Here is a 21,073-nt window from a genome sequence, read left to right on the forward strand (position 1 = left end):
CGGCAATATTATTGCGAGACATCAGTACCAAAATATTTATGAGATATTTTCTGATAGTTGCCATCCTGTTTGGCAGTACGCAGCGCCTGATTGATGGCGGCCAGCAATTCCGGCTGCCCCTTGGCAAGCAGTACCGCCGATTGATCCCCCTTCGCCTCGGTCGCCGCCACCCTCAATTTGGCATCCGGTTTCTGTTTCTTGAAGTCGAGGAACGAGAGACTGTCGTTGATGGTGGCATCCACTCGCCCGGTCAGTACCAGCGCCAGCGACTGGTTGAAGCCCTCGGTGGCGACCACCTCGGCCCCCGACTTTTTGGCCAGCTGGGCAAAGTTGCTGGTCAGAGACTGGGAGGATTTCTTGCCCTTCAGATCGGCAAAGCTGTTGATGCTGTGGTTGTCGCTGTGCACCACTACCACGGCCTTGGAGGTGATATAGGGATCTGAGAAATCATACTTTTTCTGCCGCTCCGGGGTGATGGCCACCTCGTTGAGCACCAGATCGTAGCGCTTGGCATCCACCCCGGCGATAAGGCCATCCCACTTGCCCTCGACAAACTCCGGTTTCACACCGAGGCCGCTTGCAATAAGCTCGCCAATCTCCACATCAAAGCCGACCAGCTTGCCGCTCTTGTCGTGATAGGTGAACGGAGGATAGGCCCCTTCGGTGCCAATCTTTATCACGCCACTATGCTGAATCGCCGCAAGGGAGGATTGTGCCTCGGCAGAAGTCACCAGGGTCAACGGAAGGGATGCCAGTAAAAAGAGAGTGTGCCACTTGTTCATATTATTTACCTCGTTATATTTTTATTTCCCATGAGTCGCCAACGACAACCGTATTAATGAAACCGTCTCTTGCATGGATGATGCAAATATCTAAAAACTCAGATGTATGCCTTGCAAATATCGAGCTGGCTTGGGCAAAACATATCGCGCCATATCCCATGGCCAAACCATGAAATATGGTGATATTTAGCGAAATAATGGATAACGAGGGTGGGATGGCTTGAACATGGCAAACACCGCCAGCCATCAGAGTGACCGGCGGCGCTCTTTTTAGATGAGTTCTGGCGTGCGGGTTAGCTTGCTCACCCAGGGACGGCGCCAGGCGGGGGCCTCATACTGTTCCGGCCAATATTCGGTCTGCTGCACAATGCGATCGCCCTCGACCCGATGAAAGGTGATGGCCCGGGCATGCACGACCCCATCGGTGATCTGCACTTCGCTCACCACCTCGTCTCCTTGTGCCAGCAGGCGGACTATGGTGAAACTCCACGGCCCGGCGGCCGGATAACGGCGATTGATCTCGACAAAGTTGCAGCGCCCGAGGATCCGCTCCCCCGATTGCGGCCAGTCACAGACAAACTCATCCCCCAGCCATCGCGCCGCCCTGGCAAAATCATTGCTCTGCATCGCCTGCCAGTAGGCTTCCACCACTGCCACCGGTTTCATCACTGCCACCTCCCTCTTCATGTTCAGGTTGCTCACACTCTCACCACCAGCCACTCCCCCTTGCCCACCGGCACCAGCGAGGTGACAAAACGGGGATCCTGCGCCACTTCAGCCATCCATTCCGCCAGCTCCTCCCGATGAGAGATGGCATTATCGACCACCAGCAAGCCGCGCGGGGGCAAGAGACGCTGCAACTGCGGCCACCACGCCCGGTATTGCCGGCGATCGGAATCAAGAAAGATGAGCGGGAAGCCCGCCGATGGCAGGGTGGGCAACAGCGCTCCCGCCTCCCCGGCCAGCTGGGTGATCCGCCCGGCAAGACCGGCTTGCTCGAAATTGGCCTGCGCCAGCGCCCGCTTGGCTTCATCCCGTTCGATGGTCGTGACATGACCATCGAGCCGGGCCACCGCCTCGGCCAGCCAGAGGGTGGAGTAGCCGTTGGAGGTGCCGATCTCCAGCACCGCCTGCGCCCCGCGCGTCTGCACCAGTACCGCCAGCAGCTCGCCGGTATCGCGGGTAATGTTGAGCATCTTGTCGGCGCGATCCGTCTGCGCCAGGTCGTGCTGCTCGCCAAACTGCTCCAGCGCCTGCTTCAGACGCTCAAGGGGGGTATTGGCCCTCGCCGCCTGCTGTGGCAAACCGCTCTCGCACCCGCTCATCGCCCTCTCCTTTCATGACTATCAATAGCCACTATCCTTACGGCTGGCATTTTTGGAGTCAAATGGCGGCGACCAAAACCTTGCGCCGGTTAAAAAAACCGATAAAAAACTCTGGCCAATTGAGGCAGAATTTGCTGCGCCTATCTGTTACACTTCGCGCCCGCCATTTTCAGGCTGCGCTGATGCTGTATCAGGGGCGGCCACCAGTGGCAATCCGCGACCGTTCGCCCATGCCGGCTTGTCAAGCCGAACACAATCCAGCTGGATCACAGGAAACCGATATGAGATTTGAAGCATTCGATTTTGCCCCCGAGATTTTGCGCGCCGTCTCGGAGTGCGGTTATCAGGAGATGACCCCTGTGCAGCAGCAGGCGATCCCGGCCATTCGCCGTGGCCGCGACGTGCTGGCCAGCGCCCAGACCGGCACCGGCAAAACCGCCGCATTCGCCCTGCCCATCCTGCAGCGTCTGGTCGATACCCCTGCCGCAGCCGCGCCATCCAGCACCCGGGTGCTGATCCTCACCCCGACCCGCGAGCTGGCGGCCCAGATCGCCGACAACATCAAGGCGTTTGCCCGCTATCTGGATCTTGGCGTCATCACTCTGGTGGGTGGCGGCAAGCAGGATGTGCAGGCCAAGAAGCTCAAAGCGGGCGCTCACATCATCGTGGCCACTCCGGGCCGTCTGGTCGAACACCTCACCGCATGCAACCTCAGCCTCTCCACCGTGGAGTGTCTGGTGCTGGATGAAGCGGATCGCATGCTCGACATGGGCTTTAGCGCCGATGTGCAGCAGATCCTGCAAGCAGCCAACAAGGGCCGCCAGAACCTGCTCTTCTCCGCCACCTTCTCCGAAGGGGTGAAGAAGCTCGCCAATGTGATGCTCGACAAGCCGCAAGTGGTTAGCGTCAACAAACAGAACACCACCGCTGACACCGTGAGCCAGGTGGTCTATCCGGTCGAGCAGAAGCGCAAGCGCGAGCTGCTCTCCGAGCTCATCGGCAAGCAGAACTGGCAACAGGTGCTGGTCTTTGCCAGTACCCGCGAGAGCTGCGACGAGCTGGTCGAGGAGCTCAACCTCGACGGCATCAAGTCAGCCGTGGTCCATGGTGACAAGGCTCAGGGCAGCCGCCGCCGCGCCCTGCGCGACTTTATGGAGGGCAAGGTGCGGGTGCTGGTCGCCACCGAAGTGGCCGCCCGCGGTCTGGATATCCCGGATCTGGAGTACGTGGTCAACTATGACCTCCCCTTCCTCGCCGAGGATTATGTCCACCGTATCGGCCGTACCGGTCGTGCCGGCAAGCGCGGTCAGGCCATCTCCTTCGTCAGCCGCGAGGAGGAGCGCACCCTGCTCGAGATCGAGAAGCTGATCGGCCAGAAACTGCGTCGCATCATGGTGCCGGGCTATGAGGTGAGCAGCCGCGAGATGCTGATCAAGCAGCTCGAAGAGCGTCGCCGCTTTGGCGGTCGTGCCCGTCGCGACGACAACGCCGCCGCCCAGTCGATGGCCGAAGCCAAGCTGCAGGGGCAACGCCTCAAGCGTCTGGCCGCCGCCAAGAAGCCGCGCCAGCCCAAGTAAGCAGCCACTCGCTGTACCGATATGATGAAGGCGCCACCGGCGCCTTTCTCTTGCCCTGTGATGACGACTCGCCCCACCGGAGGAGGCACCATGACCCTATCAACCTACAATCAGGCCCTGCTCGAGATGGCCACCCAGAGTCTGGCCGAGCTGGCCCGCACCGGCGAACAGAAAGCCGGCAAGCGCACGCCGGCGCAGGAGAGCCACTTCCTCTGCACCTGGATGGCGGACTCCCTCAAGGAGAAGCGCTTCTCCCGTCTGGTGATGGAAGATTTGAAAGCTTGGGTGCAGCTTGGCCGCACCCTGGGGGCCGGCGCCGATCTCAAGGGGCTGCTGGAGCGCATCGTCAGCCAGTACCAGAGCGCCATGGCAAATCCGCTGCAACTGGGGAGCAAGCTGGCCAACATGCTGGCTGAGCTGGAACAGGCGGGCTGGCTGGTACTGACCGAGAGCGAAGTGAACGCCAGGCTGCGCCTGCAATCGGGCGGTCAGGCCAGTCTGGTGGTAAGCCACGGCGAATATGCAGGGCATATCGAGGGCGGCGAGCTTATCGAGCCCCTCACCCTCTATGTGCGTGGCGATGAGCAGCTGCTGGCCAGTGCGGCCTGCAAACAGGGGCTGCTGCTGAGCCAGGGCAACAAGAAGACCACCCTGGTCAAACACCACAAGGCCTACCGGCTGATGCCGGGCAACGAACAGCCAGCCCTGGCGCTGCTGAGCGAAGCTCGCCAGAGCGCCTGATCCCGCCTGTTTGTGCCCCAAAAAAACGGCAGACCCTGCTTGGAAGCAAGGTCTGCCGTTTTTTATTGTTCAGTTTTTCCAGATGATATTCGATTGCTGTTTAACTTACCTTGATGCCAATCTGGCCCGGGGCACACCACTCGAACATCACCTCCTCGCTCTTGCCACAGCAGCTGCCACCACAGACCCGGCTCTCGCGCTTGATGACCCGCCCCTTGCGCATCCAGACGCCGAGCATGGCCTCCACCGCATCTTCCGAGGTGTGGAAGTGGCGAGCCAGCTCGCGCCGGCTCACCTTCTGCTGCGCGGCGAGGTAATCCCCCAGCTCGCGCAGGATCATAATGTCACCACCTTGCGGGCGACGATGTCACCGTGACGGCGACCGGCCCACCAGAGCAGCAGCAAGGAGAGGCCATAGCTCGCGACCCAGAACAGGCTCTGCTCGGGGTGAGCGGCGAAGGTGGCCAGCTGATAGAAGACGGTGGCGCACATAAAGGCCATGTAGTTGCACCAGGCGGCGGTAAAGAGCGCCCACTGGCGGCCGGTTTCGCGCACCAGGGCCCCCATGGCGGCGGCGCAGGGCATGTAGAGCAGCACGAACAGGAGGTAAGCAAACGCACCGGCCGCACCGTCGAAGTGGGTCTGCATGTTGCCGTAGGTGGAGACATCCACCTCCTGCTCCTCGGCAGCCGCCTTCTGATCGTCGAGATTGCCAACCGCGAGGCCCATAGGGTCGGTCGGGTTGATCTCGGCCAGATTGGTCGCCACGGCATCCACCGCTTCGTGGAAGCTGGCGACAAGGGAGAATTCGCCCTTCTCTTCCTCTGCGCCACCACCGGCGTAGAGGCTGTTGAGGGTACCGACTACCGCCTCTTTGGCGAAGATGCCGGTGACGATGCCGACCGTGGCCTGCCAGTTGTCATCGCGCACGCCGATGGGGTGCAGCACAGGGGTAACAGCCTGACTGATCTTGCTCAGCACCGAGCTCTCCTGCTCCTGATGGCCGAAGCTGCCATCGGTGCCCAGCGAGTTGAGCACGCTCAGCACGGCGACCACCAGCACGATGGTTTTACCGGCGCCAAAGACAAAGGATTTGAGCTTCTGCCAGGTCTTGATGCCAACGTTGACCGGACGCGGCCACTCGTAGTCCGGCATCTCCATCACCATGGAGTCGCTCTTGCCCGGCAGCAGGGTGCTGCGCAGCAGCAGACCGGTCAGCACCGCCACCAGAATGCCGATGAGGTAGAGACCGAACACCAGGTTCTGGCCGGACTCGGGGAAGAAGGCCACCGCAAACAGGGCGTAGACCGGCAGGCGGGCACCGCAGGACATGAAGGGGGCCATGGCCGAGGTCATCAACCGCTCCCGCTCGGAGTTGAGGGTGCGGGTCGCCATCACCGAGGGCACGGTACAGCCAAAGCCCATCAGCATGGGGACGAACGCCTTGCCCGGCAGACCGAGACGGCGCATCAGGGCATCCACCACGAAGGCGGCGCGGGCCAGGTAGCCGGAGCTCTCCAGCACAGCGAGGAACAGATAGAGGCAGCCAATCACCGGGATAAAGGTGGCGACGGTCTGCAAACCGACCCCGAAGCCATCGGCCAGAATGGCCCCCAGCCAGTCGGGCGCGTTGACCAGCCCCAAAAGGTGGTGCACACCTTCGACAAACAGGGCGTTGCCCATGATGTCGAAGAAGTCGATAAAGGCGCTGCCCACCTTGATGGCGAACATGAACATCAGGTACATGACGAACAGGAAGAAGGGGATGCCGATCCAGCGGTTGAGCAGCACCCGGTCGAGCTTCTCGCTCTGGGCCACTGTGAGTTTGCCCTGCTGCTGGCACGCCTGACTGGCCCACAGATGGATGTGGCCATAGCGGATGTCCGCCAGCTGCAGATCGATATCCTGCCCCTGATGGGCGCGGGTCACCACATTGGTCGCGGCAGCCTGCTGACCGGGCAGCAGGGTCTCCTGCATCGCGGCATCCTCCTCCAGCAGACGCAGGGCGCGGCCACGGGTAGTGAGGTGGTGCGGGGCGAGCAGGGTCTCCAGCTCCGCCAGATCCTTTTCAAGATCAGTGCCGTAATCGAGCATCAGTGCCTGTTGGGACTTGCCGATAAAGCCGTGGATCTGGCTCTTGAAGGCGGCAACCTGCTGGCGATTGTGGGCAGAAAGGGCCACCACCGGGCAACCAAGCGCCTGACTGAGCAACCCTTCATTAATGGTGACGCGGCGTTTTTTCAGGATATCCATCTTGTTGAGCACGACGATCATCGGCAGCCCCAGCTCGCGCAGTTGCAGCGTGAGGTAGAGGGAGCGCTCCAGATTGGCGGCGTCGATGACGTTGAGCAGCAGGTCGGGCTGATGGCCCTGCACATAGCGGCTGGCGATCTGCTCATCAAGGCTCGCCTCCTGATTGGCAAGGCTATAGATGCCCGGCAAATCCATCAGCTTGTAATCGTGGCCACCGGCGGAAAATTCGCCCATCTTCTTGTCGACGGTGACCCCGCTCCAGTTGCCGACCTGCTGGCGGGCGCCGGTCAGGGCATTGAACAGGGAGGTCTTGCCGCTATTGGGATTGCCGACCGTAACCAGTGAATAATTCATACCAGCGCTACCTCTATTTTCTTCTGAACCGGGCTCTTGCGGGTGGACAAGCAACTCATACCGGTTCGACCTCAATTTGCTGGGCCAAACTCTTTTGCATGGAGAGACAGATCCCCTGACACTGGATCTGGAGCGGGTCCCCCAGCGGGGCAGACCGCAGATAGATGACTTCAGTCTGTGGCAACAAGCCCATCACCATCAGCTTGCGACGCAACGGCCGGGACAACTGATTCATATTCTTGATGCGAGCACTCTGTCCAGGTGACAACTGCGTGAGTACCATGACTGACTCCTGAAGTTAAACAATAATAATTCGCTTTTACTTGGGGCATTATAATCTGTGTCTTCAACTTTTATTTGAGTAAAATCAAACTCCGCTTAGCTAACCCGTAAAGTAACCTCATGAGTCACGACAGCAACAGCCGCCTTGTTTACAGCACAGATGGCGGTCAAATCAAGGAGCAGAACGCTCCGCAATCCTCCTCCCCCTTCCCCACCGACGGCGTGGTGCGCATGCGCCGCGAGACCAAGGGGCGCAAGGGCGCCGGGGTCATCACCATTCACGGCGTCCCCGCCGAACAGCAAAAGGCAATCGCCACCTTGCTCAAGAAAAAGTGCGGCACCGGTGGCGGGCTCAAGGAGGGTGTTATCGAGATCCAGGGGGACAAACGGGAGCTGATCAAGGCCGAGCTGGAGAAGGCTGGCTTCAGCGTCAAGCTGGTGGGTGGCTGATCCCCTTGTCACCCATGCGGTTTTTCCCTAGAATGCCCGCTCCCATCGAGGGGGAGTAGTCTCGCATACCGGATCCGCACCGGCCTGCGACCCTGATCAACATACTTGGTGCCAACTCACCATGGTCAGGGTGATCCAGTTTATCCATGGATTTGACAAGACCTTTGACGGGCCAGCGCCAATACCGGGGACGGATGGCGTTGGCTTGTCTTTGGTTTATAACAATTCCGTCCCCCGGTCATATCTATGGAAGCCTTGTTAACTTCAACCCTCAGCGTTGCGATTGCCGAGATCGGCGATAAAACCCAGCTGCTGGCATTGTTGCTCATCTGTCGTTTTCGCAAACCCTGGCCCATCATCGCCGGCATGCTGGCCGCGACCCTGCTCAACCATGCAGGCGCCGCCTGGATTGGCGAGTTTATCAGTCGCTGGCTCGACCCCAAGGTGATGACCTATCTGGTCGCGGCTGCCTTTATCGCCATGGCGATCTGGATCCTGGTGCCGGACAAGATGGATGATGAGGAGAGCTCCCTCGACAAGTACGGCCCCTTCATGGCCACTTTCGTGCTCTTCTTTATTGCCGAGATTGGCGACAAGACCCAGATTGCCACCGTGCTGCTGGCCGCCAAATATGATTCCCTCATTCAGGTGGTAACCGGTACCACTCTCGGCATGATGCTGGCCAACGTCCCTGTGGTGCTGATCGGCAAGCTGGGGGCGGACAAGCTGCCACTCAAGGCGATCCGCATCGCCTGTGCCCTGCTCTTTGTCGGGCTCGGGGTCAGCACCCTTATCTTCGTCTAGCAGCAATCCGGCCACCGGTTCTACACAAGCCCTCTTCGGAGGGCTTTTTGCATTCTGGCTCCCGCCTCCATCACTCCGGCAACAGTCGTTGTCGCAGCCGCAAGCTGCCACTGCACGGGAGTGGGGCTGCCATGTCATAATGGGGCAAACCTCGTGGAGCACCCCATGCACAACGTATCAAGAGAGACGCTACTCGAATGGGTGAAACAGGGACGACTGGCGCCAGAGAAGCTGGCCGCCGCCCTCACCCTCGCCTATCTGCCCCCTGCCCATGCCCGCTGGCAGTGGCTGTTCGATCGCCTGCTGCTCTGGCTCGGCGCCCTCTGCATCGGGGCCGGCCTTATCTTCTTCGTCGCCTTCAACTGGCAGGCACTGGGACGACTGCCCCGCCTCGCCCTGCTGGAGGCGCCGCTGCTCGCCATGCTGCTTCTGCTGTGGCGCAAGCCCCTTGGCGATACGCCGCGTCAGGCGCTGCTCTTTGCTGTGGCTCTCAATATCGGCGCCCTGCTGGCGCTGGTCGGCCAGACCTACCAGACCGGCGCCGATCCCTGGCAGCTGTTCGCCACCTGGGCGCTGATGCTGGTGCCGCTGGCCGCCCTTGGCCAGAGTCCCCTGCTCTGGACTCTGGGCTGGCTGCTCGGTCAGCTGGCGCTGGTACTCTACTGGCGGCTCGGCCTCTTCAGCTTCTTCTTCGCCTTTGACGAAGAGGGGCTGGGCTGGTGCCTGACCCTGCTCAACGCCGCCCTCTGGGGCTTGTTGCTGCTCGCCCCTGCCCGCTGGCGCCTGATGCCGGGCTGGCTGGCGGGTCTTGCCGCCGGGCTTGGCGCCACCCTGCTCGCCCTGCTGGCGCTCTTCGATGCCGCCTCCCCGCTGGTGTGGCCGCTCTGGCTGGGCTGGCTGGCGGTAGCCTACACACTCTGGCATCACAGATTTATCGCCGGGCTCGCCATGGGGTGCCTCAGCCTGATTGCCGTTATCCTCGCCACCCTTGGCAAGTGGATGAAACCGGATGTGGACGGTTTCCTGCTGCTCAGCCTCATCGCCATCGGCCTCTCGGTCGCCGCCAGCCGCTGGCTGCAACAACAACGGAGGTCCCATGAGTGATCTGACGCTCTGGCAAACCCTGCAACAGGCCAATCTGGTGGAAGGAGAGATGCCCCGCAACAACCAGCCGCACTGGTCGAGCCGTTTTCTGCTCGGACTGGTGGGGTGGATCGCCGCCCTGTTCCTGCTCTTCTTTCTCTTTATGACCTTCGAGCAGCTGACTCGCGAGGCCAACAGCGCCCTGCTGCTTGGCGCCGTGCTGCTCGGGGCAGCTTACGCCATCAACCGCAGCCAGAGCGGCGATCTCTGGGATCAGTTTGTGCTGGCGCTCGCGCTGGCGGCCGATGCCTGGCTGCTCTACGGCCTGCTGGATCAGGCCGATAGCCACCAGAGCCTGCTCTGGTTCGGCCTCTGCCTGCTGTCGCTTGCCATCGCGGTGCTGTTCGATCACTGGCTGGTACGGCTGTTTCACAGCGTGGCGGCGGCTCTGCTGCTGACCCTCGCCCTTGCCTGCCTCGGGCTGCAACTGCTGGCCCTGCCGCTGGTGATGGCAGCCATCACCTTCTGCTGGCTGCGCGCCGATCACGACCCCGCCCGTCACCAGCTCTATCACGCCATCACTCTGGGGCTCGCCCTCTCCCTGCTGGTACTGGGGCGCCTGCACCAACCGCTGTGGGAAGGTGGCAGCAGCGTGCTCGACGAGCTGGGGCTGTCGCGCCTGCCACTCTGGCTCAATCCGCTGCTCTGCGCCGCCCTGCTGCTGGCGGTGATGGTGAAACTGAAGCTGCCGCTCTGGTACGGTCTGCCGCTGGTGCTGCTCAGCGCCGTCATTCCGGGGATGGGGGCAGGTGCGCTGGTGCTGATCCTCGGCTTCTATGCCGGCAGCCTTGGCCTGATGACCCTCGCCGCCCTGCTGCTGGTGGGTTATGGCGCTCTCTACTACTACGATCTCGGGCTCACCCTGATGACCAAATCCTGGCTGCTGCTGGGCTCGGGTGCCCTGTTGCTGGCCGCCCGCCAGCTGTTCAAGACCCTCTCGGCAAGGAGCGACTCATGAGACCCGCGATCCGACAACTCGGCCTGTTGCTCACTGGCCTTGCCATTCTGGCGGGCATCAACCTCACCGTCTGGCGTTTTGAGCGCACCATGAGCAGTGGTGAGGTGGTGCTGCTGCGGCTCGCCCCGGTCGATCCCCGCTCCCTGATGCAGGGGGATTACATGCGCCTCAACTACGAGATCGCCCGCGAGCTGGCCAGCAGCGATGCCCGCGACAAGCAGAGCGACACCCTGGTGATCCGCCTCGATGCCCATCAGGTGGCGAGCTGGGTTGCCGATGGCAAGCCGGATCAGCTCGCCAGCGATGAGCGGCTATTGCAGGTGCACCGCAGCGATCGCCAGTGGCTGATCGGCCCCGATGCCTTCTTCTTCGAAGAGGGGGATGGCGAGGCCTTGAGCCGTGCCCGTTACGGCGAGTTTCGTCTGCAGCCAGATGGCAAGACGTTGCTGGTGGGGCTGCGCGATGAGGCTTATCAGCCGATTGGGAGAAGCCGGTCACGTTGGTAACGGGGCAAAGTGGCTATTTGAGCGGTTCATGGTCACACTCAAAGCACGGTTGACTGCTGAGGATGTTCCCCATGAGGATTTGGCTCACCTGCTTGCTGCTATTGCTCCCCTGGGCCTCGATGGCCCGGGCCGATCTGGGCAAACTCGAATATTTCACCGAAGAGTACCCCCCCTACAACTTCAGCGATGAGCAGGGCCAGCCCACCGGTCTTGCGGTGGAACTGCTGCAGATGGTGTGGAAGAACAGCGGGGTGGCCCCCCAACCGATCCGCATCCTGCCGTGGGCGCGCGGCTACTATCTGCTGACCCAGAAACCCAACGTGGTGCTCTTCTCCACCGCCCGCACCCAGGCGCGGGAAGATCTCTTCAAGTGGGTCTGCCCCATCGGCTATTCGGAGTACATCCTGCTCGGGCGCAAGGCGCAAAACATCACCCTCGCCTCCGTCGATGAGATGAGCAAGTACCGGATAAGCGCGGTGCGCTCCGATGCCGCCGAGCAGCTGCTGCTCAACAACGGCATGGATGACAACAACATCATCCCCGCCAACCGCCTCAATCAGGCGGTCAAGATGCTCACCTCCAGCCGCGCCGACCTGCTCGCCACCAGCAAGCTGGCCGGTTATGACGCCATTCGCGAACTCAAGATGAAACCGGAAGAGTTCAACGTCGCCATGGTGCTGAGCGCCGAGCAGCTCTGCTACGCCTTCAGCCGTCAGGTGGATGACAAGGAGATCAAGCTGTTCCAGAGCGGCCTGACCCGCGCCCTCGCCTCGCAGGAATTTTTGAAGCTGCAGGCCAAATACCTGCCCATTCGCTGACGAGCGGCGGAGACCAGAAACAGACGAGGGATGCCAACGGCATCCCTCGCTATTATTGAAGAACCTGACCGCTCAACCTTGGCGAAACCGGTCGGCTTGGTCACAATTGAGCATATATATTCCCTTGAGCAGGATGGAAAAAATGAAACCATGGATTGGATTGGCCGCACTGCTTGTGAGTTCCTTCGCCCACGCCAGCCCCGAGCTGGCCAAGCTTCACTACCTGACTGAAGATTACAAACCCTATAACTACGCCGACGAAGCGGGCAATCCGACCGGCTTTGCGGTCGAGCTGCTCAAGCTGGTGTGGCAGAAGACCAACACCCCGGAGCAGCCCGTCACCATCATGCCCTGGGCCCGTGGCTACTACCTGCTGACCCAAAAACCCAACGCCGTGCTCTTCTCCACCGCCCGCACCCAGGCGCGCGACCCCCTGTTCAAGTGGGCCTGCCCCATCGGTTACGCCGAAATCGTGCTGGTCGGGTTGGCCGAGCACAAACTCAACATCACCAAGCTCGACGATGCCAAGGCGTTCAATATCGGGGCGGTGCGGGCCGATGTGGGCGAGCAGCTGCTGCTCAACAACGGCTTTGACGAGACCAAAATCATCGCCGCCAACCGCCTCTCCCAGGCGCTCAAGATGCTCACCTCCGGCCGGGTAGACATGGTCTCCACCAACAAGACCACCATGGAGCAGCAAATTCAGGAACAAAAACTCGACCCCGCCAAGTTCAAGGAGCAGTGGCAGCTGAGTTCCGAGCAGTTCTGCTACGCCTTCAGCCATCCGGTGAGCGACGATCTGGTCAAGGAGTTTCAGAACGGCTTGACCCAGGTGCTGGCGGGCAGCGAATACCCGCTGCTGCACAACAAATACTTCCCTGCCCCCGCCGCCAAATAGCGGCGCCACGCCAAACACCAACAACAAGGGGCCCACTGCGGGCCCCTTCTCTTTTTGCCGTACACTCCCCTAGCCGCGCACCAGCGCCGCGGCGGCCACCTTGTGACGGGCAATAAGCCCCTCGATATCCAACCCCTCGATGGCGCCATCCACCACCCGCCACTTGCCACCCACCATTACCCGATCGGCCCGCTCGGCGCCGCACAAAATGAGTGCCGCGACGGGATCGTGACTACCGCTAAAGCGCAGGTCGTCGAGCTTGAACAGCGCCAGATCCGCCTGCTTGCCGGGCAGCAGCTCACCGAGATCGCCGCGCCCGAGCAGCCGGGCCGAGCCTACGGTCGCCCACTCCAGCACCTTGCGCGGGGTGATGCGCTCGGCGCCGTAGCGCAGCCGCTGCAAATAGAGGGCCTGACGGGCCTCTTGCATCAGGTTCGAGGCATCGTTGGAGGCCGAACCATCCACCCCGAGCCCCACCGGCGCACCGGCCGCCTCCAGATCCAGGGTCGGGCAGATGCCGGAGGCGAGCCGCATATTGGAGACCGGACAGTGGCACACCCCGGTGCCCGCGGCCCCCAGCCGAGCAATCTCGTCCGGATTGAAGTGAATACCGTGGGCCAGCCAGGTGCGATCCCCAAGCCAGCCCACCTTTTCCAGATAATCGACGGTGCGCAGGCCAAAGCGTGCAAGGCAGAATGCCTCCTCATCCAGCGTCTCCGCCAGATGAGTGTGCAGCCGCACATCGAGCTCGGCCGCGAGTCTGGCGCTCTCCACCATGATCTCCTCGGTCACCGAGAAGGGGGAGCATGGAGCCAGCGCAATCTGGATCTGCGCCCCGGCGCCGCGCTCATGGTACTGGCGCACCAGCCGCAAGCTGTCATCGAGGATCTGCTGCTGCCCCTGCACCGTGTGGCGCGGCGGCAAGCCCCCCTCATCTTCGCCAAGGCTCATGGAGCCGCGGGTCAGCATGGCGCGCATCCCCAGCTCACGCACCGCCGCCACCTGAATATCGATGGACTCCTCCATCCCGCGCGGGAAGAGGTAGTGGTGATCCGCAGCCGTGGTGCAACCCGAGAGCAGCAGCTCCGCCATCGCCACCTTGCTCGCCAGCGCCAGCGCGTCCGGCGTCAATCTGGCCCACACCGGATAGAGGGTCTTGAGCCAGGGAAAGAGCGGCTGATTGACCACCGGCCCCCAGGCGCGGGTCAGGGTCTGGTAGAAGTGGTGGTGGGTGTTGATAAGGCCCGGCAGCACCACATGGTCGCGGGCATCGAACAGCTGTTCGCATGGCTTGGCAGGCTGCTGGCCTGCCGCCAGCACCTCGCTTATCAGGCCGTTTTCAATCACCAGCCCGCCGCGGCCATCGACCGCTTCGGGGGTAAAGGTGGCAAGGGGGTTTTTAATCCAGATACGGGTAGCGGACATGGCCGACTCCTCCATCAGTGACACATAGGGGTGAGCCAGCTCAGTTATACCCTGTCTGCTGATCCAGAGGCGGCGGTCAGCGACCGCGGCCAACCCAGTCTAGGCATACGGCGCAAAAAGTCTGTGATCGCCGTTTTAAATCAAGGCGATAGCAACGGATTGCCCAAGGCGACCAACCGCACAAGGTTCACCCCGCAATTAATCAATCAGTAATTAACAAAAGCTTGTGCCAGCGCAAAAAAACCTCTGGTTTCTGATAGTTGCGTGATGGCCGCCATAGTTAAGCGCTCAATGAATCCGTAAGATATTTGGTGGCGCCTGTTGGCCCCTTTTCCCAAACCAAGGTCAACGGCGCAATGTGGCAGCGACAGTCAGGGGCGGTAGCGTCTTTCACGGAGACCTACCGGTCTCCCGCCCCTGCGCCAAGGTAACCATCCCCTCTCCCCTTGCGGGAGAGGGTTAGGGTGAGGGGTCACCAACCCCGTTGGCATGACTTCGCCAGCAGGCTCGGTAGGGTCGATTAGCGAAGCGTAATCGTTCGTGCTAACCGCTCCCCTTGCAGGTGAAGCCCATGGCGCAATCCGCCAAGCCTGTTGCTGTAAGCAAACCCGCGTCGAATTGAGGTGCAATTCACTTCGTTCATTGCACCCTACGGTATGGGACAAACAGGCTCACCCCGGCGAACAACAGGGGCAACAGCCAGCCCGCCGCCCCGAGGCCGGTTAACAGGCGTAGGGTGCACCAAGCGCAGCGCATTGCACCACGGTAACACTCCCCAGCCTATTCGGGGCAAAGATCGGGCGGGTTGTTAGCTCACAGCCAACCCCTCGCCCACCCCATGGCGAGATTAGATTGTCGCACCTATGCAACAAGTGCCATCAACATGGTTTCACAGGTGAAAAAATCATGGCGGGTATAACGGCAAGCGGTGCCCATCCCTATCGGGAAACGGTTTTATATTGAAAGTCCGATAGTGAGTATTTCACCGTGATAACACCTTATTTCTCGAACGTCCGATTACGCTTCGCTAATCGAACCTACTCCCCTAATTACTACACATCGTAACTTAATAAATGGATATCTATGAGTGAATTACAAAATAATTATTTAAAGTCACTAATTAGTATGAGAGAAGATGACTTTACAAAGAATATTTTAAAACCTCTATTTGAAGCCATGGGGTACGAGCGCGTTGATTTTAATGGTGGCCCATATGAGAAAGGGAAAGATTTAATAGCCCACTATCGACAACCACCTCGAAGAGAAAATAAAATCACATTCATTCAATCCAAAAAGATTGGTAACATTCAAAATACAGAGTCAGCAGCTAAACTGACTCAATTACTACATCAACTAAGGCAATGCATAACAGATAAAATATTATTAATTGATGGTGAAAAGACCAAAGCAGATGATGTCTTACTGGCCTGCCCAGAGCAAGCATCAAGTAGACTCATTGAGGAGATAGGGTCACAACTTTATGAACTAAAAGATAAGGTTAGATTATATGATGGCCCTCAAATAATACAGGATATAATTCAATATAAACCTGAGTTACTAAAATCACTTACCAGCATTGAAGAAAAATTAACAAGCACATGCAACCGCAATCTAATAAATGAAGAACTATTATCAGCATTAAAGACTGAACAGCACAATGCTAAAAATTCATTCTATAGTGACTTAAGCTTTTTTGTGGGCTCGATTGACAGCAATATTTTGCTACACATGGAAATAGCAAACATATTAGAAAATACAACAGTAGACACCACACAATGGGACACTGTAAAAGAAGAACTAATCGAAATAGATAAGACTTACGGTATAAAAATAACTTCAGTTTCTATTGATGAAATTGAGTTTGCATACAACATCAAACTGAAAAAGTTTACTAGCAAGCTAAATGTAAAGAGAACCGAGCATTATAAAAAGCTTCTTTCTATACATAGTGAAATAACAATATCTCTTCATGATAAGTGCGAATCTTTGTTATCAATGTTGAATCAGCCAAAATATGCAGAAGATCAACATCGAAAAACAATCACAGACTACATTTCGTATCTTAAAAAATCAATATCTTCAAATGGAAAAATAGAGCAACTTGAATGCTATGACCTAATAGCGCCAAACTTCAGAGCTGAAATAAAATTATTGCAAGGTTGTTTTTTTGCAAAGCAGAACCTTGTCAACAAATTAGATACCTTAGATAAAATAATAGTCAAATCACCACAGTATGAATTACCAATCAATACAACACACATAAATGACATTCTAGAGGAATACAGACAGGACTATTATTCTGACGTACTTAAAATAAATGACCATTCACTCGGTCTTTCTTTACTTGAAGTTTTTTTGAGAAAGACAGAAAAAACTCTGTCATTTATCTCGAGAATAGAAAGCAAGACTAAATTTCTACATAAGATAATTTCTCTTAAATATAGCAAGAAAAATGATGATAGAGTATCCATATCACCACATGATATATTTGCAACTGGCATTGACATTGCTATATATGGTGGTGCCGGAGTAGGTAAAACAACTACGCTGCAAGTCTATGCAGAACAACAGCAAAAATATACCTGCCGCAATATAATTTATATTCCTTTAAACCGAGTCTATCAGAAAATAAAGCCTATTCTTGACTCTAAGGATGGTGCTGAAATTTTAAAAGACCCCGATTATATCAAGGAAGATGATTTTTATAAAAATCACGATTTCCTAATGAATCGCGACTTTCTGAAATCTCAATTAATATTGAAAATGATATTGCTAAGCAAGGACATTCCCGCGACAGAAGAATACCTTTCACAAGCAAAAGATTTACTTCCGGGAGATGTAACATTAATTCTAGATGGTTTAGATGAAGTATACACATCCATACCAGAAATAATTAAAGCAATTGAGGAATTCAAGAAGGCGTTTCCAAACTCACAAATGATCATATCAAGCAGAGACTGTGTAAGCTATCTAAATAAAATAAACTTTCTTGGAATAACTCTACTGCCTTTCACCAAAGAGCAATTAAATAAATTTATTCGCGGCTGGCTAATAGATGAAAATAAGTACGACGCACTAATCAAAAAAATAGATGCTTTGAATTTATATGAATATATTAAAACGCCTCTTATTGCGACTATAACTTGTGCCCTTTTTGAGAAAGGTGTTAGAGTTCCATCTAATGAATGCGCCATTTACTCTGAAAGGATGAAATTACTAACAGGACATTATGACTTTCATAAGGGTATAACTAGACAAAAGCAGTCAAGTGAACACCTTATCAAATGTGCATCCACGATAGCTTTCGTTATGCAAGAAAGAAATGTTCGATCATTGTCTAGAGAAGATATGCTAGAAATTCTTCGAAGCCGACTTCTTAGTGTTTTTACTGATGAGCTCCTTCAACTATGCTTACAAGAATTAATTGACCCCTGTAACGTCATAGTCATTGACAGGATTACTAATACATTCTCTTTTGGACACTTTAGATTTCAAGAGCATTTAGCCGCGCAAGAAATAAAGACCAATCGAGGAATAAACGTAATAGATTATATATCTACCGATTGGTGGCGAGGAACTTTAGGTCTGTATGCACAAGACACTGACTTCGAACATATTTTTGAAGAAATATACACCAAGGAAGGAACTATTATAAACGCTGAGTCAACCTTAAAATTCATGATAGACTCTGCACCAGAAAATAAAAGACGGCACCTGAATGAATTTTACATCAGTTATAAGAAAATGGGGGAGCACAACGATTATTTTGAACGGTATAATGATATTTATGATAATGATATCCATCATAATGATATGGACTTTGGTTACCCATATAAAAACTAAGATACTTTGATTTACACGCCAATACATAATCACCCCAATTTACTAATGTAACACTAGTAAGGGGATTACAATCCCCATAGCACATACAGGTGACCACTCATGAATCAAAAAGAAATCCATGTGGTTTGGGAAGGACCTTACTCATACGAAGAAATAACAAATACATTACGAGATGAATACTGTGATTTTGGTGTTTACCAGATTTATGGTGCTCATCCTATTTATGGCTCAGATGTACTTCTCTATATAGGAAAAGCAGCCCAACAAACCTTTGGGGTTCGTCTTTCACAAGAAGGATGGAAATACAATCAAGATGCGTCCAGAGTTACAGTATACGTTGGTAGGTTAGGTGGTTATAAAGCAACTCCAAGTAATCAAATTTGGTCACGTGAGATAGACCTAGTTGAACGATTACTTATTGTCTCCCATTGGCCGGCAGGGAATTCATCTGGCCTAAATGCCACGTTCGGTGAAGATTTATACCCAATCCATGTCTTAAATTGGGGTCAATTCCGTGATTTGCTTCCTGAAGTTTCTGGCTCTAGATATTCTGACCGCTTTCATTCTGATGATGGCTATCAGACTTATGGTGAGTCACTACGTGGCGATATATCAACATAAATTGAACAAATACCTTCATATTGACTGTGTCAAATTCATAAAAACCCAAAACCGCAGCCTTGAGCTGCGGTTTTTATTTCTATTCCCCAAACACGCCTCAATTCCAACTAAAAACTATTTCCCCAACCCCTTGCACTGCTCTCCCCCTGCGGCGGGATAGGCGGTGAGCGTCTCATAGAGGGCGGCGCGCAGGCTGCCGGATTGGCAGAAATCACAGCTGCCACCAGCGTCGATATCGGTGATGCGGGCGCCTTGCGGCCCGTCCTGTACCAGATAGGTGCTGACAAAACGGTAGGTGCCGCTGGGGGCGTCGAGCGGGGTGCCCGGCTCGCCAAAGGTGAAGCGCACCTTGACCTCGCTGCGATCCCGGCTGCCGGCGATGGCGCGCGACGAGAGGATCTCCGAACCCAGCAGGTTATCCCAGGCGTTGGGCAGGAAGGGGTTGCCCTCGACAAAGGGGGGCTTCTCGTCGGGGGCCTCGCGAGTGGCTATTTCGCGCGCCTTTGAGGCGGCATTGAGCAGGCAGAGCAGCTCGGGGGAGACGATAGTGGGCAGCGTGCCGCCAAGATCGCTCTGATAGAGGCCGCTCGGTTTGACTGCGCGCTCCCAGTCGAGAAACTGGGCCACCTTGGCCTTGGCGCGGGCATTGGCGGCCGGATCGAGTTTGCCGCTGGTGGTGGTGCCCGCATGGGCCGGGGCAATCAGGGCCGCCGCAGAGAGGGCCAGTGCCAGCACGGGCCAGCTGGATATCTTCATGGTGCCATCTTCCTTATGTTCGCTTGCATGGGCCGCGCCTTGAACAACGCGCCGGGCCCTGAAAAAAAGAGCGCAGCCCAAGGGCTGCGCTCTGCGTCAGGTCGTCAACCGGCGGCCCTTAGGCACGGCGCCAGCTGGTCTTGCCGGCGCTGTCTTCCAGCACTATGCCCATCTCGGTGAGACGGTTACGGGCGGCATCCGCCGCAGCCCAGTTCTTGTCGGCACGGGCCTGATTGCGCTCGGCGATCAGGCGCTCGATCTCGGCAACCTCTTCGTCCGCTTCGTCACCCTTGAGGAAAGCCTCGGGGTCTTGCTGCAGGATGCCGAGCACGGCGCCCAGCTCGCGCAGACGGGCGCCCAGCGCGGCGGCAACGGCCATGTCTTCACCCTTCTGGCGGTTGATTTCGCGCACCAGATCGAACAGGGCGGAGTAGGCTTCCGGAGTGTTGAAGTCGTCATCCATCGCCTCCTTGAAGCGAGCCACCTGCTCGTCACCACCGGCAGCAGCGGCTACCGGCAGATCGCGCAGGGCGGTGTACATGCGCTCCAGCGCGGCGCGGGCTTGCTTGAGGTTATCTTCCGAGTAGTTGAGCTGGCTGCGGTAGTGGCCAGACATCAGGAAGTAACGGACGGTTTCGGCGTCGTAGTGGGCCAGCACGTCGCGGATGGTGAAGAAGTTGCCAAGGGATTTGGACATCTTCTCTTTATCCACCATCACCATGCCGCTGTGCATCCAGGTGTTGACGTAGTCGCCACCGTGGGCGCAGCAGGACTGGGCGATCTCGTTCTCGTGGTGCGGGAACTGCAGATCGGAGCCGCCGCCGTGGATGTCGAAGTGGTTGCCAAGGTGCTTGGAGTTCATGGCGGAGCACTCGATGTGCCAGCCAGGACGGCCCGGGCCCCAGGGGCTTTCCCAGGTCGGCTCGCCGGGCTTCGACATCTTCCACAGCACGAAGTCGAGCGGGTTGCGCTTGGCATCGACCACGTCGACGCGGGCACCGGCTTGCAGCTGCTCCAGATCCTGACCGGAGAGCTTGCCGTAGTCGGCGTAGGATTCGACGATAAACATCACATCGCCGTTATCCGCCACGTAGGCGTGCTCTTTTTCCAGCAGGGATTGCACCAGCTCGATGATCTCTTCGATGTGCTGGGTGGCACGCGGTTCGATATCCGGGCGCACCATGCCGAGGGCGTCGAAGTCGGCGTGCATGTCGCCAATCAGACGCTCGGTCAGCTCGTCGCAGGTCACTTGGGTCTCGGCGGCACGCTTGATGATCTTGTCATCCACGTCGGTGATGTTGCGCACGTAGGTAAGGTCGTAACCGGCGTAACGCAGGTAGCGAGCCACCACATCAAAGGCGACGAAGGTGCGGCCGTGGCCGATATGACAGTGATCGTAGATGGTGACACCACACACATACATGCCCACCTTGCCCGGGTGGATAGGTTTGAATTCTTCTTTTTGACGAGTGAGTGTGTTGTATATCTTCAGCATCTTCTAACCACTGCCTGTGAGTAAAATGGTTGGTCATGATAC

At 57.0% G+C, this 21,073-nt stretch carries 20 protein-coding genes; 11 read left to right on the plus strand and 9 right to left on the minus strand.

Translation table 11 applies throughout. The annotated features are described in order from the left end of the window. Positions 1 to 8: 8 nt before the first annotated feature. From NOM67_RS05810 to NOM67_RS05820, 3 genes are all read right to left on the minus strand, one after another. Positions 9 to 782: an amino acid ABC transporter substrate-binding protein gene (locus tag NOM67_RS05810; protein ID WP_042033150.1), complete on the minus strand. Its 774-nt coding sequence runs from the start codon at positions 780 to 782 to the stop codon at positions 9 to 11. Between the two features lie 270 nt (positions 783 to 1,052). After that, positions 1,053 to 1,448 carry a nuclear transport factor 2 family protein gene (locus tag NOM67_RS05815; protein ID WP_215801471.1) on the minus strand — a complete coding sequence of 132 codons (396 nt, stop codon included), beginning with the start codon at positions 1,446 to 1,448 and terminating at the stop codon, positions 1,053 to 1,055. A 32-nt stretch (positions 1,449 to 1,480) separates the two neighbouring features. Further along, entirely contained in the window at positions 1,481 to 2,107 is a 627-nt protein-coding gene (locus NOM67_RS05820) for an O-methyltransferase (protein ID WP_042033148.1), read from the minus strand. Positions 2,108 to 2,388: 281 nt separating this feature from the next. On the opposite strand from NOM67_RS05820, the gene NOM67_RS05825 reads away from it, so the two are divergent. Then, positions 2,389 to 3,684: a DEAD/DEAH box helicase gene (locus tag NOM67_RS05825; RefSeq protein WP_041208476.1), complete on the plus strand. Its 1,296-nt coding sequence runs from the start codon at positions 2,389 to 2,391 to the stop codon at positions 3,682 to 3,684. Between the two features lie 90 nt (positions 3,685 to 3,774). Continuing rightward, complete coding sequence (locus NOM67_RS05830; protein WP_255934557.1) at positions 3,775 to 4,425, plus strand: DUF2913 family protein; 651 nt, start codon at positions 3,775 to 3,777, stop codon at positions 4,423 to 4,425. A 100-nt stretch (positions 4,426 to 4,525) separates the two neighbouring features. On the opposite strand, the gene NOM67_RS05835 is transcribed toward NOM67_RS05830, so the two are convergent. The 3 genes from NOM67_RS05835 to NOM67_RS05845 are packed head-to-tail and all read right to left on the minus strand — an operon-like array spanning position 4,526 to position 7,315. Further along, the gene (locus tag NOM67_RS05835; RefSeq protein ID WP_041208478.1) at positions 4,526 to 4,765 is read right to left on the minus strand and encodes a FeoC-like transcriptional regulator; all 240 of its coding nucleotides are present in this window, start codon (positions 4,763 to 4,765) and stop codon (positions 4,526 to 4,528) included. Beyond that, entirely contained in the window at positions 4,762 to 7,032 is a 2,271-nt protein-coding gene (gene feoB / locus NOM67_RS05840) for a Fe(2+) transporter permease subunit FeoB (protein ID WP_255934561.1), read from the minus strand. Before feoB ends, NOM67_RS05835 begins: the two co-directional genes overlap by 4 nt. A gap of 55 nt (positions 7,033 to 7,087) precedes the next feature. Continuing rightward, a complete protein-coding gene (locus tag NOM67_RS05845) occupies positions 7,088 to 7,315 on the minus strand; it encodes a FeoA family protein (RefSeq protein ID WP_033113699.1) in 228 nt (75 codons plus the stop codon). 119 nt (positions 7,316 to 7,434) lie between these two features. Between NOM67_RS05845 and NOM67_RS05850 the strand changes: the two genes are divergently transcribed. The 7 genes from NOM67_RS05850 to NOM67_RS05880 all read left to right on the plus strand — a co-directional run bounded on the left by NOM67_RS05850 (position 7,435) and on the right by NOM67_RS05880 (position 12,891). Next, entirely contained in the window at positions 7,435 to 7,764 is a 330-nt protein-coding gene (locus NOM67_RS05850) for a translation initiation factor (RefSeq protein WP_041208481.1), read from the plus strand. A 246-nt stretch (positions 7,765 to 8,010) separates the two neighbouring features. After that, the gene (locus NOM67_RS05855) at positions 8,011 to 8,568 is read left to right on the plus strand and encodes a TMEM165/GDT1 family protein (protein ID WP_033113701.1); all 558 of its coding nucleotides are present in this window, start codon (positions 8,011 to 8,013) and stop codon (positions 8,566 to 8,568) included. 165 nt (positions 8,569 to 8,733) lie between these two features. Then, positions 8,734 to 9,672 (plus strand): DUF2157 domain-containing protein, encoded by a 939-nt coding sequence (locus NOM67_RS05860; RefSeq protein ID WP_255934568.1) that lies wholly within the window; start codon positions 8,734 to 8,736, stop codon positions 9,670 to 9,672. Further along, the gene (locus NOM67_RS05865; RefSeq protein ID WP_255934570.1) at positions 9,665 to 10,669 is read left to right on the plus strand and encodes a DUF4401 domain-containing protein; all 1,005 of its coding nucleotides are present in this window, start codon (positions 9,665 to 9,667) and stop codon (positions 10,667 to 10,669) included. Before NOM67_RS05860 ends, NOM67_RS05865 begins: the two co-directional genes overlap by 8 nt. Positions 10,670 to 10,677: 8 nt before the next feature. Then, on the plus strand, positions 10,678 to 11,175 hold the full coding sequence (locus NOM67_RS05870) for a GDYXXLXY domain-containing protein (protein WP_255935155.1): 498 nt from the start codon (positions 10,678 to 10,680) through the stop codon (positions 11,173 to 11,175). 71 nt (positions 11,176 to 11,246) lie between these two features. Further along, positions 11,247 to 11,993, plus strand: coding sequence for an ABC transporter substrate-binding protein (locus tag NOM67_RS05875; RefSeq protein ID WP_255934572.1), 747 nt, complete (start codon positions 11,247 to 11,249; stop codon positions 11,991 to 11,993). A gap of 142 nt (positions 11,994 to 12,135) precedes the next feature. Then, a complete protein-coding gene (locus NOM67_RS05880; protein ID WP_041208487.1) occupies positions 12,136 to 12,891 on the plus strand; it encodes an ABC transporter substrate-binding protein in 756 nt (251 codons plus the stop codon). Between the two features lie 69 nt (positions 12,892 to 12,960). Here NOM67_RS05880 and NOM67_RS05885 read toward each other — a convergent pair whose 3' ends face one another. Then, positions 12,961 to 14,316 carry an 8-oxoguanine deaminase gene (locus tag NOM67_RS05885; RefSeq protein ID WP_255934576.1) on the minus strand — a complete coding sequence of 452 codons (1,356 nt, stop codon included), beginning with the start codon at positions 14,314 to 14,316 and terminating at the stop codon, positions 12,961 to 12,963. A gap of 1,083 nt (positions 14,317 to 15,399) precedes the next feature. Here NOM67_RS05885 and NOM67_RS05890 point away from each other — a divergent pair. Further along, the gene (locus tag NOM67_RS05890; RefSeq protein WP_203975827.1) at positions 15,400 to 18,159 is read left to right on the plus strand and encodes an NACHT domain-containing NTPase; all 2,760 of its coding nucleotides are present in this window, start codon (positions 15,400 to 15,402) and stop codon (positions 18,157 to 18,159) included. Positions 18,160 to 18,258: 99 nt separating this feature from the next. Next, positions 18,259 to 18,780 carry a hypothetical protein gene (locus NOM67_RS05895; RefSeq protein ID WP_203975826.1) on the plus strand — a complete coding sequence of 174 codons (522 nt, stop codon included), beginning with the start codon at positions 18,259 to 18,261 and terminating at the stop codon, positions 18,778 to 18,780. Between the two features lie 114 nt (positions 18,781 to 18,894). On the opposite strand, the gene NOM67_RS05900 is transcribed toward NOM67_RS05895, so the two are convergent. Together NOM67_RS05900 and cysS are read right to left on the minus strand one after the other, a co-directional pair. Next, positions 18,895 to 19,536, minus strand: a complete 642-nt coding sequence (locus NOM67_RS05900) for a hypothetical protein (protein ID WP_255934581.1) — start codon at positions 19,534 to 19,536, stop codon at positions 18,895 to 18,897. Positions 19,537 to 19,654: 118 nt separating this feature from the next. Next, complete coding sequence (gene cysS, locus NOM67_RS05905) at positions 19,655 to 21,031, minus strand: cysteine--tRNA ligase (protein ID WP_041208491.1); 1,377 nt, start codon at positions 21,029 to 21,031, stop codon at positions 19,655 to 19,657. Positions 21,032 to 21,073 lie beyond the last annotated feature (42 nt).

This window comes from Aeromonas sp. SG16, from assembly GCF_024436135.1.
Taxonomy (GTDB): domain Bacteria; phylum Pseudomonadota; class Gammaproteobacteria; order Enterobacterales; family Aeromonadaceae; genus Aeromonas; species Aeromonas jandaei.